Raw genomic sequence first — 13,587 nt, 5'->3', positions numbered from 1 at the left:
GAACTTAGCTTGAAGTACCTTTTCCTTCTAAGTTTTATATGCTTCTTAGCCATTTCCCCCGTCCAGTCACAGCATGGGAAACTGTAAGCAACACATCCTTGGGTAAAGACGCAATGAATCGCGTCTCTACAGTGCCAACAATTGGGAGTAGTTCACGTAGTGTATTCGGCATTAATCCTCACGTACTCATAACTCAAATCACAACCCCAAGCTTTACCTGAACCATGACTATTGCCAACGTTAACGGAGATTAACACTCTATCTTCTTGGAGATAAGCACCTGTCGCTGCTTTTTTCAAATAAGCACTTGCTGCTGCACGGTCGAATTGCAGAGGTTGACCATTTTCCAACATTAAAAAATTCCCTAGTTTTATTTGCAGGTTTTCTTGCTCAAAGGGCACACCTGCACGTCCGGCGGCGGCGGCGATGCGTCCCCAGTTAGGGTCATGCCCAAAGATTGCAGATTTAACTAAGGATGAACCAGCGATGGTTTTGGCTATTTGCCTAGCTGAGAGTTCATCATGGGCCCCTGTTACTTCCACTTCAATAAGACAGGTTGCGCCTTCACCATCACGAGCGATCGCTTTAGCTAAATGCTGGCAAACTGCTGTTAACATCGCCTCTAATTTTTCTGCTTCTGCGCCCCATTCTGTAATTGCTGGGGTGCGAGATTGACCGTTTGCCAAAGCGATTAAGCTGTCGTTGGTGCTGGTATCGCCATCCACAGTAATAGAATTGAAACTTCTATCAGCTGCCCTTGCTAACATCTGCTGCCAAAGATGAGGCGAAACCACAGCATCACAGGTAACAAATGCCAGCATAGTTGCCATATTAGGGTGAATCATACCGGAACCCTTGGCAATACCACCAATTCGTACTGGGCGATCGCTTATAGTTGTCTCTAGGGCAATGGATTTTGTTACCAAGTCTGTAGTGATAATCGCCCCTGCTGCTGCATCTGACCCTGTTTCTGATAGTGCTGCTACTACCTTGGGAATCCCACTTCGCAAAGCATCCATCTTAATTCTTTGACCAATCACGCCAGTGGAAGCCAGTAACACAGATTCAGATGGGATCTTTAGTGCTTGGCCTACTGCCATAGCAGATTCTAAAGTATCAAGGTAGCCTTGAGTCCCTGTAGCCGCGTTTGCTTGTCCGGCGTTGCAGAGGATGGCACGAGCGCTCTGTTTAGCTTGCAAACGTTGGCGACAATATTCTACGCAGGCAGCTTTAACTTGGCTAGTGGTGAATACACCAGCTGCGATCGCTTCCACCTGTGAGAATATCAAAGCTAAATCTGGCAACCCCGAAGGTTTCAACCCTGCGGTAATTCCCGCCGCTTGATATCCCCTTGGTGCTGTGATGCCACCTGTAATTTTTTGCCAATCTGCCATTATTCTTCACTCTAAACTATTGAGAGATTTAAACAACCTCTCAATAGTTTAGAGTTTTAAAGGGAGATTTTTAATTACTCAGTAGATAACTTAACCGCGATCGCTCTGGCTGACTCCCGAAACAGAAGATTTCCAACCTTAAACATTAGTTTGCATCTCCCTTTTCAAGCTGATAAGGGTAAGCATTGCTCACCCAAATAACCGTCTTCAGGGCAACTCAATACGCCGCTACAATAGTACCACTACAAGGATTATGCCCAAATATTGATATTATGACCACTGCTACAACTGTAAAAACTGAGTATGAAGCGATTATTGGTCTAGAAACCCATTGTCAGCTGAGTACAAATACCAAGATTTTCTCTAATAGCTCTACAGCATTTGGTGGTGACCCCAATACTAACATTGACCCGGTTTGCATGGGTTTACCTGGGGTCTTACCTGTACTCAATGAAAAAGTATTAGAATACGCCGTCAAGGCTGGTTTGGCATTGAATTGTCAAATCGCTAGATATAGCAAGTTTGACCGTAAACAGTATTTTTATCCTGACTTACCCAAAAATTACCAAATTTCTCAATATGATCTACCGATCGCAGAACACGGATGGTTAGAAATTGAGTTGGTAGATGCTGAGGGTAACCCTACTCGCAAACGTATTGGTATCACACGTCTACACATGGAAGAAGATGCTGGAAAATTGGTACACGCAGGTAGTGATCGCCTCTCCGGTTCTTCCTATTCTCTGGTAGACTACAATCGTGCAGGCGTACCGTTAGTGGAAATTGTCTCAGAACCTGACCTACGTTCTGGATTAGAAGCTGCTGAGTATGTCGAAGAAATGCGCCGGATTGTGCGATATCTCGGCGTGAGTGACGGTAATATGCAAGAAGGATCTCTGCGCTGTGATGTCAACATTTCTGTGCGTCCAGTGGGACGAAAGGAATTTGGCACTAAGGTAGAAATTAAAAACATGAACTCGTTCAGCGCCATCCAACGGGCGATTGACTACGAAATTGAACGTCAAATCACAGCAATCGTTGCAGGCGATCGCATTATCCAAGAAACTCGGCTGTGGGAAGAAGGCGCTCAACGCACAAGTAGTATGCGGGTAAAAGAAGGTTCTAGCGATTACCGCTACTTCCCCGAACCAGATTTAGCACCAATTGAGGTGTCAAATGAACAATTAGAGAAATGGCGTAGCGAATTACCAGAATTACCAGCCCAAAAACGCCATCGTTATGAAAGTGAGTTGGGGCTTTCGGCTTACGATACGCGAGTGCTAACAGAAGATCATTCAATAGCGGAATATTTTGAAACTGCGATCGCATCTGGAGCAAATTCAAAAGCTGCTGCAAACTGGATTACTCAAGATATCGCCGCCCACCTCAATAAGCAAAAACTCAGTATTACTGAAATCGGCTTAACTCCCACCAATCTAGCTGATATCATCACTCGCATTGAAACGGGCAAAATTAGCAATGCTCAAGCTAAACAAAAGTTGCCAGATTTGCTCACTGGTATTTCTCCTGAAAAAGCCTTTGCAGGTCAAGAGTTAATTACTGATCCTAGTGTACTAGAACCTATCGTTGATGAAGTCATAGCTGCCAATCCCAAAGAACTAGAAAAATATCGCAACGGCAACACCAACCTCAAAGGCTTCTTTGTCGGACAAGTTCTGAAAAAGACAGGCAAACGTGCCGATCCTAAGCTAACTAACGAATTGGTGGAGAAAAAACTGAACGCCTAGCAGGGGAGGTAGGGGGACAAGGTGACAAAAGGTGAGAACTTGCAACAAGTCTTTCCTCTTGTCCTCTTCCCAATTCCTAATACCCAATCCTCAACTACGTATTTTCCCGGTGATTATTCATGAAATCTTCATATAAAAACTGGTGACAGCCCGCATACCTAAAATGCTATGCTGTGGTAAGTAGATGCACCCTGATGATCTGGAGAGCTGCCTAAGTGGCTCTCTTTTTTATTTGAATTATGTGGTATTTACATAGAAGCTTCATCAAATTTTTAGATATAATCTTAATAAATAAGTATTACCCCTTACATCATTAGTGATATGGTGTGAAAAAAAGATGTACCGTAATGATCTGGAGAGCGACGCAAGTGGCTCTCCTTTTTTGCTTTTGTGTTTAAACAATTATGCTAATTGCCAACTATAGCAATCTGATTTGATTCGGTGAATTACTCGTAGAGACTCAATACTTGGGACACAACGACTGCGCTTAGTGCATCGCTGCGAAGAAGGAATAAAGGTGTACTAAGTTTTTTTCACGCAATCAAATATGAGGTCTATATATTTTTTAAGACGTTGAGGTTCATTTTAATACTGATGCAGATTTTACTTATGTATATGCATACAAATCATACAAACCCAATATTTGCCAAACTTTCTATTTGAGCATTGTTGTGACCTGAAACAATTGCAAATTAAAGCTTTTAGATTCATAGCCACCTGAAAATTCTAACTGAATTGGTCTAAAATATATCGCTCAGTGTTGACAATTTTTTAATAATCGAATAACAAGGTGGCAGCAGCATTAAAAAAAAGCTTAGTGCATTCCTACCTAGAAACTAATTAACGTCCTTCATTAAACTTCATACGGTTAAGATAATTATGCCAGAAACTACGGATTACAAAGCTTCCAAATTAGACAATCAGGCTATTGCCTATAAAGAACGCCTTAATTCTTGGGCGATCGCTCGTCTACTTCCTAATACGCAACGCGAGATTGTTGCTCGCTTCCGCAGCCGTTCTGATGCCGAAGGCTATATGCGGCATCTCCCCCAGGAAACACCAAATGCTTCTTACATGGTTGTTTTTGATTGTCAACGCCAAGAAGCTGTAATTTAAGGTGTAAGTATAGGCAATAGACCTATCTGGAAAGAGGGCAGTTTTCCGTAAGCTTGACTTGCCCTCTGCCTTCCTCGATAAAAATTAACAATGTATAGGTGTAGCCCATCAAAGACATTGCTTACAACTCCAGATTACAATTTACCCTTCACTTAAAAATTCTGGATGTTCTCAATAAGCATATCAACCTTTGTATTTTACGTTTTAAAATCCAAGTTCCGAGCCAGTAAGCTTTTGCGTGTAGAGTGTCAGTGAGCTAGTAACTTTAAGTTTATTCATGTCAGTGGCAGATTAGTGATCGCGTCTCATACAAAAGCCTAGTACCGCAAGCCGGAAGTCATTGTGCCATTTGAAATGGTATGTTTATTTCCGCGCCAGGTGTACTAGTATAGACAATTTGCTACTAGCAAAAAAAAGATAATTATAACCAGAAGTTATTAATTTTTTCTAACAAGATTATATCCAAATATCTAACTTATAAGTAAATTCCGTAATTGTCCCCTTGCTATTGATATTTGAGATTATTTAAAAATAAAAGTTAGCGCAATAAGCCCTGAAAGTGTTGGAGGGTTAATGAGTGCTCAAACAGCACCGATATAATTGCGAGAACTGCCAATGCAATGCAGCGCGATCACGAAGTCTGTCTTGCTGCTGGCATGGATGACTACATTAGTAAACCAATTCAGCTTCAAGAGTTAGCTGAGGCATTCAGTAAATGCTCACGCCAAAAAAGTTCTGAATTCACTTCCACAGAAAAACAAGGTAAGGTAATGTCCTTAGAATTGCAACTTTCGCAAAATATCCTACAGTCAGAGCAAAACCAGACGTTAAAAACCGACAAAATCGATGCCAAAATTCTCCAATTTTTGCAGAATATGCTCCAAGGAGATCGTGTGGCATTTGTTGAACTAATTGAGTGTTATCTTACAGAGACACCGAGATTGGTACAAGATATCAGTACAGCTATCACAACTCAAAATGCCCAGACTCTATTGAACTCAGCCCACCAACTTAAGTCTAGCAGTGCTTCTGTTGGAGCGATCGCCCTAGCACAGCTTTGCAAGGTGTTAGAAGCACAGGGATACAGCAGTAAATTAGAAAACAGCCTAGAATTAATCTCACAACTACATCAGGAATATGAACAAGTTAAAGCTGCCTTAGAACAAGAACTTGCAAAGGAAATACCATGAAAGCTGATGCTCAAGAAAGCCAATCTTTAGTTCTAATTGTTGATGATGAACCTTTTATCCGCCTGATACTGCGGCATTTTTTGGAGCGGGAAGGCTATCAAATAGCAGAGGCTGAAAATGGCATAGAAGCAATAGAAGTTTTTAAGCAATTGCATCCTGATATAGTGCTTCTTGATGCCAAGATGCCAGATATGGATGGGTTCGAGTGTTGCACTCAGTTACAGAATTTTGATTGTAGCAAGTACACTCCGGTTTTAATGGTTACAGGGCTTGAAGATCAAGTGTCGGTTGACCGGGCATTTGCTGTAGGAGCAATGGATTATGTTACCAAACCGATTCACTGGGCAGTTTTGAGACAACGGGTAAAACGCTTAATTGAGCAATCTCAGTTACAGCAAAAACTGGAAGCTGTTAATCTGGAATTGCAGCGATTAGCTACTATCGATGGATTAACTCAAGTAGCTAACCGCCGACGGTTTGAAGAGTATTTTAACCAAGAATGGCAGCGCATGAAACGGGATAAACGTCCCCTTTCCCTGATTCTTTGCGATGTTGATTTCTTTAAATCATATAATGATACCTATGGTCATCGGATAGGTGATCACTGTCTTCAAGAAATTGCTAAAGCGCTCAAAGATATTATTAAACGCCCCGGAGATTTAGTTGCCCGTTATGGCGGAGAAGAATTTGCTGTGATTTTACCTAATACAGACACAGAGGGGGCAACTCATGTTGCTGAAAAAATTTGTCATGCTGTCCGAACACTAGCAATTCCTCATAAAAATTCTCAAGTTAGTCCTCATGTAACCCTGAGTGCCGGGTTTACGACAGAAATTCCTCAGCCAGATTCTGATATAGAAGAAATGATTTCTGCCGCAGATCGGGCATTGTATCAAGCAAAGGCAGCAGGACGCGATCGCTTTGTGCAAAATATTCAACTACCTAATAACCTGTTGTAGCTTCAGGGCTGTTTCTTCATTTATTGGTGCTTTGCCATTTTGATCAACTGGCTAATATGTTTTGTGGTGTAGCCTAAACGCTCTGCTAATTGTGCTTGTGTCCAATCACGCTCTTCTAATAAATCAGCGATGGCATCACCTGGAGAAGATACCTAATCTGGAGTAAATGGTCGGGTTGTCTTAGTCATGGTAATCTTTAATGAATTCAATACAAACAGCAGTAGCTTTTGACCAATCAATGCTTCCATCCTTGGTAAAAGGGATAGGGTTGTTGTCTGGCTTAAATACAAGTCGTTTATCACCTTCTGAGTTGACTGCAAATTGTTATTTTCCTAGAAAATCTAGCCTATAAACTAATCCGCGACGCTTAAAAATCTACCCCTCGTTTAAGTTCTACACCTTGATTGGCATAGTGTTTATGGCAGTAAACCTCTGAGTGGATGCTAGCCAAGTCGAAGTATGCAGGTGGATTTTGGCAGCGACCAGTGATGATGATTTCGGTGTCGCGGGGTTTGCAAAGTAAAGCTTGGACAATAGGTTCAACGGGGAGTAATTCTAAATCAACGGTGGGATTTAGTTCATCAAGAATAATAGTTTTATACAGACCAGAGGCGATCGCAACTTTTGCGATTTCCCAACCCCTTTGAGCTTCTACATAATCTAATTCTTGCCGGGAATTTCGCCAGACGATCGCATCTCCACCGCAGCGCTGATGATCCACTACTTCGGGATATGACTGCTGTAAGGCGGCGATCGCAGCGTCTTCTGTGTAGCCACTACCACCTTTAAGCCACTGCATAATTAGCACACGGGTAGACCCTGGATGATTGATTCCTCTACCAATAGCCTGTAAGGCTTTGCCCAAAGCACTAGTAGACTTACCTTTACCAGCACCAGTATAAATTTCAATCCCTTCAAGGAAAAGAGCTTTAGCTGTTGGGTGGTGATGAGGTTTCATTTCTGAGTGCAAATCTGCAATATCGAGTAACTTTTGCGGTGCGGCGCGTCCGGTAGCGATGATTTCCAACTCTTGGGGTTTAGATTTTAATGTCCGTACCACTTCATCTAGTGGTAGCAAACCCAAATCTAGAACCGGGTTAATTTCATCCAAGACAACAACTGAATATAAACCACTAGCGATCGCGCCTTTAGCTACATCCCAACCCCGCATTGCTTCATCTCGGTCAAAAGTCGTAATTTCCTCATGCCCAAAAAATTCGGCTCTCCCAGTGCGAACCTGGTCAATTAAATGAGGAAACCCTCGTTGCAAAGCTGCGATCGCACCATCTTCATCATAATCACGTTCCGGCCCTTTTAAAAACCGCAGCAGTAAAACGCGGTTAGAGTTGCTAGGCGTATTTATCCCCAAGCCAATAGAACGCAAAACCACCCCCAAAGCCGCTTGGGACTTACCTTTACCCATGCCATCGTAGACGTGAATTTGACCAACGAGGCGTTCCTGACGCACTTGCGCCGTGCGAATACCAATACCGTTCCTTGTCATTTTTTGAAAAGCTATAAGTGGCAGTCTTTAATCTTACCTAACGTCTTGTAATCTTAGATAGAGAAACTGCTCCACTAATGCGTCCGTATAATTGTATAAATAATATCGGCAAGATAATATTGACACACCAACATAAGTAGGTCGGCGTAAATAATTATCCTTGGAATAAGGCAGGGGGCAAGGAGCAGGGAGAAAAAGAGTTTGAGACTTGTTTACTTTTCTTCACAGAATTTTGTTTTATTGTACAGACTTACTTAGTAAAGAACAAAAACAATCAGATAATTTCACCCATGACCCTCACTATCCCAGTTATACTCTCTACAGTTAACCCTTACCCTTGACCATCATTTATGCCTGAAAATTGGATGCTTCCCAGGATTTTTCCTATTGGTGGAATTCTGTTTGACTTTTTATTTGTACTGATTGCCATCCCTATCGAAGCGTATGTTTTGCACAATCGACTAAAATTTGACAAAAAAACTAGCATTTTTTATGCTATCTCTATGAATCTGTTTTCTAGTGTAATTGGTTGGTTCATATTTTTTGTAGCAGAACCAATGTTGCCGATACACCTGAAATCAGAATTAATTAACTATATGTTTTTTAATAATTTTAAATCAGCGAATACACAAAGTGTAATTATTTTAACTGTTTCTATAATTTTTTTTGCTACTTTTATCATGAAGTTTTTCATTTTAAGGGTATTACTACTATCATTGAGTGAACCAGTTGCTAAAAAAGAAGAGGAGACTCAAACATTTCAACGGCGACGATGGCGTACTTTTAGCAGTGCTAAATTACAAAATAGCAATTTATTGATTACTACATTAATAGCGAATTCTCTGAGCTATAGTGCTATAACAATTATTTTATTCTTTCGGTCAAAGTAGCAATAATTTACTTAATTCAAAGTAAAAGTAGTGATTAATCAGGTGGAGAGAAGAATATGAATACGCTACTTAAAGATGTATTTGGTTTTTTTAAATTTGCGGAAGGGCTTTATGCGGGAATTAGAAAAGTATTAGTCCCACCCAAAGCTTATTCTTGGCAAACATTTATTTATTTGAGTGTTTTTTCTTGGATAGTTTCATATTTTGCTATAGGTTATATCAAAGATATAATTGCCTTTTTCGGGTGGTTATTTTTAATTGCCGGTACAGCTTGGTATACAACTGAAGATCCTTTGAGGGTTCCTGGTACTTTTATGCCAGTCGGGGCAGTAATTACAGGATTCTTAGTGAGTGTTTTTGCATTTGGAGATCAACGGGATGTTATTACACCAAGAACAATCGTTTTTTGGCCGACAATTTCAGCACTAATAACGGCTATACCAGAATTTATTGAAGGAAATGATACCGATGCCAAAGCTAGAATACCTCAACCACAAGACCGCCAAAGAATTATAATTTTAGTTGCTAGTAGTATGCTGCTAAGTTGCTGGATTCAGTTTCACTTTGTGATGAATAATTGGTTTCAAGAATATCCTAGTTTGCAAGCAGATACTTTTAAAAGTAGTACCGTTCTTGTCAGTACAGAAAAGCGCCTAAAAATCCCAAGAAACGGCGCTATAATTTTAGAGAAAATTCAACCGATAGTAGTAGAAGAAATAGCTAAAAGACCTTGGTCGGAAGTAGAGAAATGGCTGCTACCGAATTATGTAAATTCGCGGGTAGGAACTCTAGGTAGAGAAGTAATTCAAAAAAACTTGAGTGAATATGAAGAGAAGGAACTATGGCATGTTGAACCGCGTGTAACTGGTGCTAAGTCTGGATATATATTAGATTTATTAAATATTTGGATGGGCCCAAGTTCTAACCCACGGGGCTATTACTTGAAAAAATCTTGTCGCATTGAACCAGTTGCAGCAACTAGCAATTCAGACAATAAGATTACAGTTGCAGAAATTGAATGCGATCGCGGCAGTAAACTTTTTGCTGGATCACCACCTTTGCAACCGGGGGAGGAGCAAGGGAACAAGAATCAATGATTAAAGACTAATACTTCGGCTCCCTTCCCTACGGGACGCTGCGCGAACGACGCCGCTCAGGGCAAGACGCTCAGTACAAGTGACTAATAACAAATGGCTATTAACAGAATTTTTGTATTAGCAAAGAATGTGTTTCAGGAAGTGGTACGCGATCGCATCCTATTTATTATTGGTTTTTATGCACTGATAATTGCCATCGCTTTTCGTGTACTTCCTGAATTTGCAGCAGCGACTGAAGACAAAATCTTTTTAGATTTTGGGCTGGCGGCAATGAATGCCATCGGGTTAATTGTGACGATATTTATTGGTACGGGACTGGTTAATAAAGAAATTGATAAACGCACTATTTTGGTGTTAATTGCTAAACCTGTCAGCCGTAGCGAAATTATCGTCGGCAAATACTTGGGTTTATCCGCAGTACTTGCTGTGCTTGTCGCCACAATGACAGCAATTTATCTAGTATTTCTGCAATTTGCTAACATTCCTCATCCAACCGCGAGCATTCTAATTGCTGCAATTTTTTTATTATTGCAGTTGTCATTAATCACCACTGTGGCTATTACCTTCGGTGTTTTCACTGCTTCTTTACTGGCGACTATTTTAACCTTTGCGGTATATTTAATCGGAAATATTACTCAAGATTTAGTACAGCTTGGTCGTCTGAGCCGCAACCCTGGTATAGAAAGTCTAACTCAAGGTTTGTTTCTCATCTTGCCTGATTTATCTCGATTAAATTTGAAAAACGATGCCATTTATGGTCTGCAAGCACTACCTGACACAACTGCACTGATTACAAATGCTGGTTATGGCTTACTTTATAGTGCCATGTTGTTAGCGATCGCTATTTTTATCTTCTCACAACGTGAGTTTTAGTCATTAGCCATTGGGGCAAACAGAAACTTCTTTTCTCTTAATTAATGACAAATGACCAATGACTAATGACTAATAAACCACGATCTGAGGTTGCTCAATTGTGCCATCAGGCATGATAGTATCCCGAAGCTTCGCATAAATCAGGTTTGTCTGCCAAAGGTTTGCCTTATTCAAGTTTGCCTTGGTTAAATTGGCCCATGTTAGGTCTGCACCAGTTAAGTTGGCCTCAGTTAAATTAGCTTCTAATAATTTTGCTCCACATAGCTTTGCTCCTGTGAGATTTGCTCTAATTAAATTAGCTTCAATCAGTGATGCTTCAATTAATTTGGCTTCACTTAAGTCTGCTTCTCTCAAATCCACATCACATAAAGAAGCACCCCAAAGATTACTCCCTATGAATTTTGCCCGCCATAAGAAAGTTCCACACAAATTTGCTCGTGTTAAATCAGCATTAATCAAATTAGCTTCGCACAAAGATGCTTCATACAAATTAGCTTCATGTAAGTTAGCTTCCATCAGATTTGCGCTACTTAAATTAGCACGAGTGAGGACACAGCCACACAAATTTGCTTCACGCAAATCCGCTCCTATGAAGTTAACACCACTCAAATCAATTCCTTTCAGGTCAATTCCACGCAAGTCACATCCACTGAAATCTCGGCGCTGAAAATATTTATTTGTGATTTGACTTAATATAAATTTCTGTTGAGCAGCATAATTTTTCATGGTATTCACCTCTGGGTGTAATTTATCTCAAAGGTCGAGTGTGATAGTTACCGTATATTGAGATTACACCGCAAATGGAGATCAGCTGACTTAATAATCAAAAATAAATTCCCAAAAAATTGCTAGGAGTTTGAAAATGCGCTTTTGAAGTGGTTTTTAAAACAAAAAATGCTGACATAGGTCAGGAAACATTGATAATTAAAACCTCATATTCATCAATCAAAATCTCAAAAAAAAGCGATCACTCCTATAAAATAAAGAGCGATCGCTAATTTTTAGATTATAAATACAGCTTAAGCAGCAACAGGTTCCAACAATTTAATCTTAGAGAAGATAAATTCTTGAATAGAAACTTGTCCTGCTGTCTCGGTGCGAATCTCGCGACGATTCAGAATAAAATAGTCACCAACTTTTTTATACTCATCGGTAAATTCGCTTCTACCGCCCTTTTGTTCCCCAGTTTTGGGGTCATGGTACACAGAGTCATAGGTATGGGACAAGTAGCCTTCTCCAGTGTCGTGACTGCTAAAGGTATCAATTGTTACGTAAGTACCGTGAATTAAACGGTGAACATGGCATACTTCATTATTGCGGACTTTGTATTTATCGCCCTCAGCCTTACCACCAATTAAAAGTTCAACCGCACCAGTTTTGTCAGTTTTACCATAGCTAAACGTATTGGCGCTGTGGGTGTCTTCAAAGCTGCGGCGGATGCGGTGAATTGCTATTTCCCATGCTTGACCATGAATTGCCTGCTTGGCCGACTCGTCATCTACATCCAAAACTTCCGCTTTGAGATTGGCATTGATGATAACTTTGCCTGTAAACACTTTATCATCATGCTTAAAGGTAATATTTGCAGTATAACCAGGGAAATTCTTGTCCCAAGTATAGCGGTTCTCGTAAGCAGCCCGGAAAAGTTCCTGAGCAGAGAGTTGTGTAACTGTCATGTGCTTCTCCTAGTCGCTACTGTAATTAGCGTTTTAGTTTCCTTGGTATTAGCATAGAAGTAATTGTTGAGGCTTGGATAGTCCCCAACTGGGTACACTTATGGTTAATTCTCTCCACGCCGTATTTGATGCGATCGCCAATGTCCAAAATGAGCAAGAATTAAGGCTAGCTCTCACGGATAAAATTGGTGAGCATTTTGGCGTACAAAATTGGGGTATTTATTTTTTAGATGAGCAACCAACGGCCCAAATTGATGTTCAAGGTATTCCGGCAGTATGCTTAGAAAGCAATCCAGTCGGGCGCTACGTGGTTGAGCGTCACGCTCCCGCCCATGAACAGTTATTATTATCACCAGGAGATTGGAAGCATTTTTGCTCGCGTTCTGACCACGAACATGTAATGACTGGGCCAATTGTTTGCGATGGTCGTCTTGTCGGAACGCTTAACTTAACTCGTGACAAGGGAAATCCTGCTTTTAATGGCAACGATTTGGCTGATTTAAGTGCCTTATGCATTCATTTATCAGCAAAAATGGCGATTCTACGGACGAAACCAAAAATATCCCATTCCCTTTTAGTAAATCCTCTAACAGCGCGTGAGTTAGAAATTGCCGAGTTAGTGGCGCAGGGGTTAACAAACGCAGAAATTGGGGAAAAACTTTGGATTACGCAAAATTCCGTCAAACAAGCTTTGAAGAGGATGTTTCGTAAGTTAAAGGTTTCGGCGCGTGCAGAAATGGTGGCAAAGCTACAAGATATACAAGTTTCATAAACCCCTTATTCCCGAATTGTTAGCCGTAACTTCAACAAAACGTCTTCAAATTTATTGCAATGAAACTTAAAGTTATTGCTCACAAGGCTGTTCCTGATTACCCAGGTCGCAGTGAAGCACGAGTAAAGAAACGTCGCTTCAAAGCTTACCCCCTAATGACTAAACCCGGCATGAATTTAAAGATTTTTGGTACTGATTTTAGACCTGTAGAGACGCGTTAGCGTAGCGGGACGAAGTACAATTTCGCGTCTCGTGCCATTCGATGCAGAGATGATAGAACCCATTTGATATCTTTTTCTATCTAGCAGCTAGTCTTTTGAGCATCAATCTGATAAAACAAAGCTTGAGCTTGGCATTAGCACGACCGA

At 40.8% G+C, this 13,587-nt stretch carries 15 protein-coding genes; 9 read left to right on the top strand and 6 right to left on the bottom strand.

The annotated features are described in order from the left end of the window. Positions 1 to 34: 34 nt before the first annotated feature. Together V7L20_RS06005 and argJ are read right to left on the bottom strand one after the other, a co-directional pair. Positions 35 to 172 (bottom strand): hypothetical protein, encoded by a 138-nt coding sequence (locus tag V7L20_RS06005; protein ID WP_334743179.1) that lies wholly within the window; start codon positions 170 to 172, stop codon positions 35 to 37. Beyond that, positions 153 to 1,394, bottom strand: coding sequence for a bifunctional ornithine acetyltransferase/N-acetylglutamate synthase (gene argJ, locus V7L20_RS06000; RefSeq protein ID WP_334743178.1), 1,242 nt, complete (start codon positions 1,392 to 1,394; stop codon positions 153 to 155). The genes V7L20_RS06005 and argJ overlap by 20 nt, the downstream gene beginning before the upstream one ends. A gap of 272 nt (positions 1,395 to 1,666) precedes the next feature. Here argJ and gatB point away from each other — a divergent pair, with 272 nt between their 5' ends. The 4 genes from gatB to V7L20_RS05980 all read left to right on the top strand — a co-directional run bounded on the left by gatB (position 1,667) and on the right by V7L20_RS05980 (position 6,407). Beyond that, positions 1,667 to 3,142, top strand: coding sequence for an Asp-tRNA(Asn)/Glu-tRNA(Gln) amidotransferase subunit GatB (gene gatB, locus V7L20_RS05995; RefSeq protein WP_334743271.1), 1,476 nt, complete (start codon positions 1,667 to 1,669; stop codon positions 3,140 to 3,142). An 879-nt stretch (positions 3,143 to 4,021) separates the two neighbouring features. Then, positions 4,022 to 4,258 (top strand): hypothetical protein, encoded by a 237-nt coding sequence (locus tag V7L20_RS05990; protein ID WP_334743177.1) that lies wholly within the window; start codon positions 4,022 to 4,024, stop codon positions 4,256 to 4,258. 620 nt (positions 4,259 to 4,878) lie between these two features. Further along, entirely contained in the window at positions 4,879 to 5,448 is a 570-nt protein-coding gene (locus V7L20_RS05985; protein ID WP_334743176.1) for a response regulator, read from the top strand. Next, positions 5,445 to 6,407: a GGDEF domain-containing response regulator gene (locus V7L20_RS05980; protein ID WP_334743175.1), complete on the top strand. Its 963-nt coding sequence runs from the start codon at positions 5,445 to 5,447 to the stop codon at positions 6,405 to 6,407. The genes V7L20_RS05985 and V7L20_RS05980 overlap by 4 nt, the downstream gene beginning before the upstream one ends. A gap of 20 nt (positions 6,408 to 6,427) precedes the next feature. Here the strand turns inward: V7L20_RS05980 and V7L20_RS05975 are convergent, their stop codons facing one another. Both V7L20_RS05975 and V7L20_RS05970 read right to left on the bottom strand, forming a co-directional pair. Beyond that, entirely contained in the window at positions 6,428 to 6,538 is a 111-nt protein-coding gene (locus tag V7L20_RS05975; protein ID WP_334743270.1) for a helix-turn-helix transcriptional regulator, read from the bottom strand. 236 nt (positions 6,539 to 6,774) lie between these two features. Further along, positions 6,775 to 7,911, bottom strand: coding sequence for a cob(I)yrinic acid a,c-diamide adenosyltransferase (locus V7L20_RS05970; RefSeq protein WP_334743174.1), 1,137 nt, complete (start codon positions 7,909 to 7,911; stop codon positions 6,775 to 6,777). 350 nt (positions 7,912 to 8,261) lie between these two features. Here V7L20_RS05970 and fraC point away from each other — a divergent pair, with 350 nt between their 5' ends. The 3 genes from fraC to V7L20_RS05955 all read left to right on the top strand — a co-directional run bounded on the left by fraC (position 8,262) and on the right by V7L20_RS05955 (position 10,771). After that, positions 8,262 to 8,801 carry a filament integrity protein FraC gene (gene fraC, locus V7L20_RS05965; protein ID WP_334743173.1) on the top strand — a complete coding sequence of 180 codons (540 nt, stop codon included), beginning with the start codon at positions 8,262 to 8,264 and terminating at the stop codon, positions 8,799 to 8,801. A gap of 56 nt (positions 8,802 to 8,857) precedes the next feature. Further along, complete coding sequence (gene fraD / locus V7L20_RS05960) at positions 8,858 to 9,898, top strand: septal junction protein FraD (RefSeq protein ID WP_334743172.1); 1,041 nt, start codon at positions 8,858 to 8,860, stop codon at positions 9,896 to 9,898. Positions 9,899 to 9,991: 93 nt separating this feature from the next. Beyond that, complete coding sequence (locus V7L20_RS05955; protein ID WP_334743171.1) at positions 9,992 to 10,771, top strand: ABC transporter permease; 780 nt, start codon at positions 9,992 to 9,994, stop codon at positions 10,769 to 10,771. Between the two features lie 69 nt (positions 10,772 to 10,840). Here the strand turns inward: V7L20_RS05955 and V7L20_RS05950 are convergent, their stop codons facing one another. Both V7L20_RS05950 and V7L20_RS05945 read right to left on the bottom strand, forming a co-directional pair. Then, positions 10,841 to 11,497, bottom strand: coding sequence for a pentapeptide repeat-containing protein (locus V7L20_RS05950; RefSeq protein ID WP_334743170.1), 657 nt, complete (start codon positions 11,495 to 11,497; stop codon positions 10,841 to 10,843). A gap of 293 nt (positions 11,498 to 11,790) precedes the next feature. Continuing rightward, the gene (locus V7L20_RS05945; RefSeq protein WP_334743169.1) at positions 11,791 to 12,447 is read right to left on the bottom strand and encodes a DUF3386 domain-containing protein; all 657 of its coding nucleotides are present in this window, start codon (positions 12,445 to 12,447) and stop codon (positions 11,791 to 11,793) included. A 100-nt stretch (positions 12,448 to 12,547) separates the two neighbouring features. On the opposite strand from V7L20_RS05945, the gene V7L20_RS05940 reads away from it, so the two are divergent. Together V7L20_RS05940 and V7L20_RS05935 are read left to right on the top strand one after the other, a co-directional pair. Further along, complete coding sequence (locus V7L20_RS05940) at positions 12,548 to 13,219, top strand: LuxR C-terminal-related transcriptional regulator (protein ID WP_334743168.1); 672 nt, start codon at positions 12,548 to 12,550, stop codon at positions 13,217 to 13,219. 59 nt (positions 13,220 to 13,278) lie between these two features. Then, positions 13,279 to 13,440 (top strand): hypothetical protein, encoded by a 162-nt coding sequence (locus V7L20_RS05935; protein WP_334743278.1) that lies wholly within the window; start codon positions 13,279 to 13,281, stop codon positions 13,438 to 13,440. The last annotated feature ends 147 nt before the right edge of the window (positions 13,441 to 13,587 follow it).

The organism is Nostoc sp. (genome assembly GCF_036916735.1).
Classification (GTDB): domain Bacteria; phylum Cyanobacteriota; class Cyanobacteriia; order Cyanobacteriales; family Nostocaceae; genus Nostoc.
Note: the sequence above shows the minus strand (reverse complement) of the source record. Positions and strands in the feature narration are given on the sequence as shown.

What these genes read in the sequence shown, in the direction of transcription:
- V7L20_RS06005 (WP_334743179.1), bottom strand. Translation starts at nt 172, where the DNA reads ATGCCGAATACACTACGTGAACTACTCCCAATTGTTGGCACTGTAGAG.
- argJ (WP_334743178.1), bottom strand. Translation starts at nt 1,394, where the DNA reads ATGGCAGATTGGCAAAAAATTACAGGTGGCATCACAGCACCAAGGGGA.
- gatB (WP_334743271.1), top strand. Translation starts at nt 1,667, where the DNA reads ATGACCACTGCTACAACTGTAAAAACTGAGTATGAAGCGATTATTGGT.
- V7L20_RS05990 (WP_334743177.1), top strand. Translation starts at nt 4,022, where the DNA reads ATGCCAGAAACTACGGATTACAAAGCTTCCAAATTAGACAATCAGGCT.
- V7L20_RS05985 (WP_334743176.1), top strand. Translation starts at nt 4,879, where the DNA reads ATGCAGCGCGATCACGAAGTCTGTCTTGCTGCTGGCATGGATGACTAC.
- V7L20_RS05980 (WP_334743175.1), top strand. Translation starts at nt 5,445, where the DNA reads ATGAAAGCTGATGCTCAAGAAAGCCAATCTTTAGTTCTAATTGTTGAT.
- V7L20_RS05970 (WP_334743174.1), bottom strand. Translation starts at nt 7,911, where the DNA reads ATGACAAGGAACGGTATTGGTATTCGCACGGCGCAAGTGCGTCAGGAA.
- fraC (WP_334743173.1), top strand. Translation starts at nt 8,262, where the DNA reads ATGCCTGAAAATTGGATGCTTCCCAGGATTTTTCCTATTGGTGGAATT.
- fraD (WP_334743172.1), top strand. Translation starts at nt 8,858, where the DNA reads ATGAATACGCTACTTAAAGATGTATTTGGTTTTTTTAAATTTGCGGAA.
- V7L20_RS05955 (WP_334743171.1), top strand. Translation starts at nt 9,992, where the DNA reads ATGGCTATTAACAGAATTTTTGTATTAGCAAAGAATGTGTTTCAGGAA.
- V7L20_RS05950 (WP_334743170.1), bottom strand. Translation starts at nt 11,497, where the DNA reads ATGAAAAATTATGCTGCTCAACAGAAATTTATATTAAGTCAAATCACA.
- V7L20_RS05945 (WP_334743169.1), bottom strand. Translation starts at nt 12,447, where the DNA reads ATGACAGTTACACAACTCTCTGCTCAGGAACTTTTCCGGGCTGCTTAC.
- V7L20_RS05940 (WP_334743168.1), top strand. Translation starts at nt 12,548, where the DNA reads ATGGTTAATTCTCTCCACGCCGTATTTGATGCGATCGCCAATGTCCAA.
- V7L20_RS05935 (WP_334743278.1), top strand. Translation starts at nt 13,279, where the DNA reads ATGAAACTTAAAGTTATTGCTCACAAGGCTGTTCCTGATTACCCAGGT.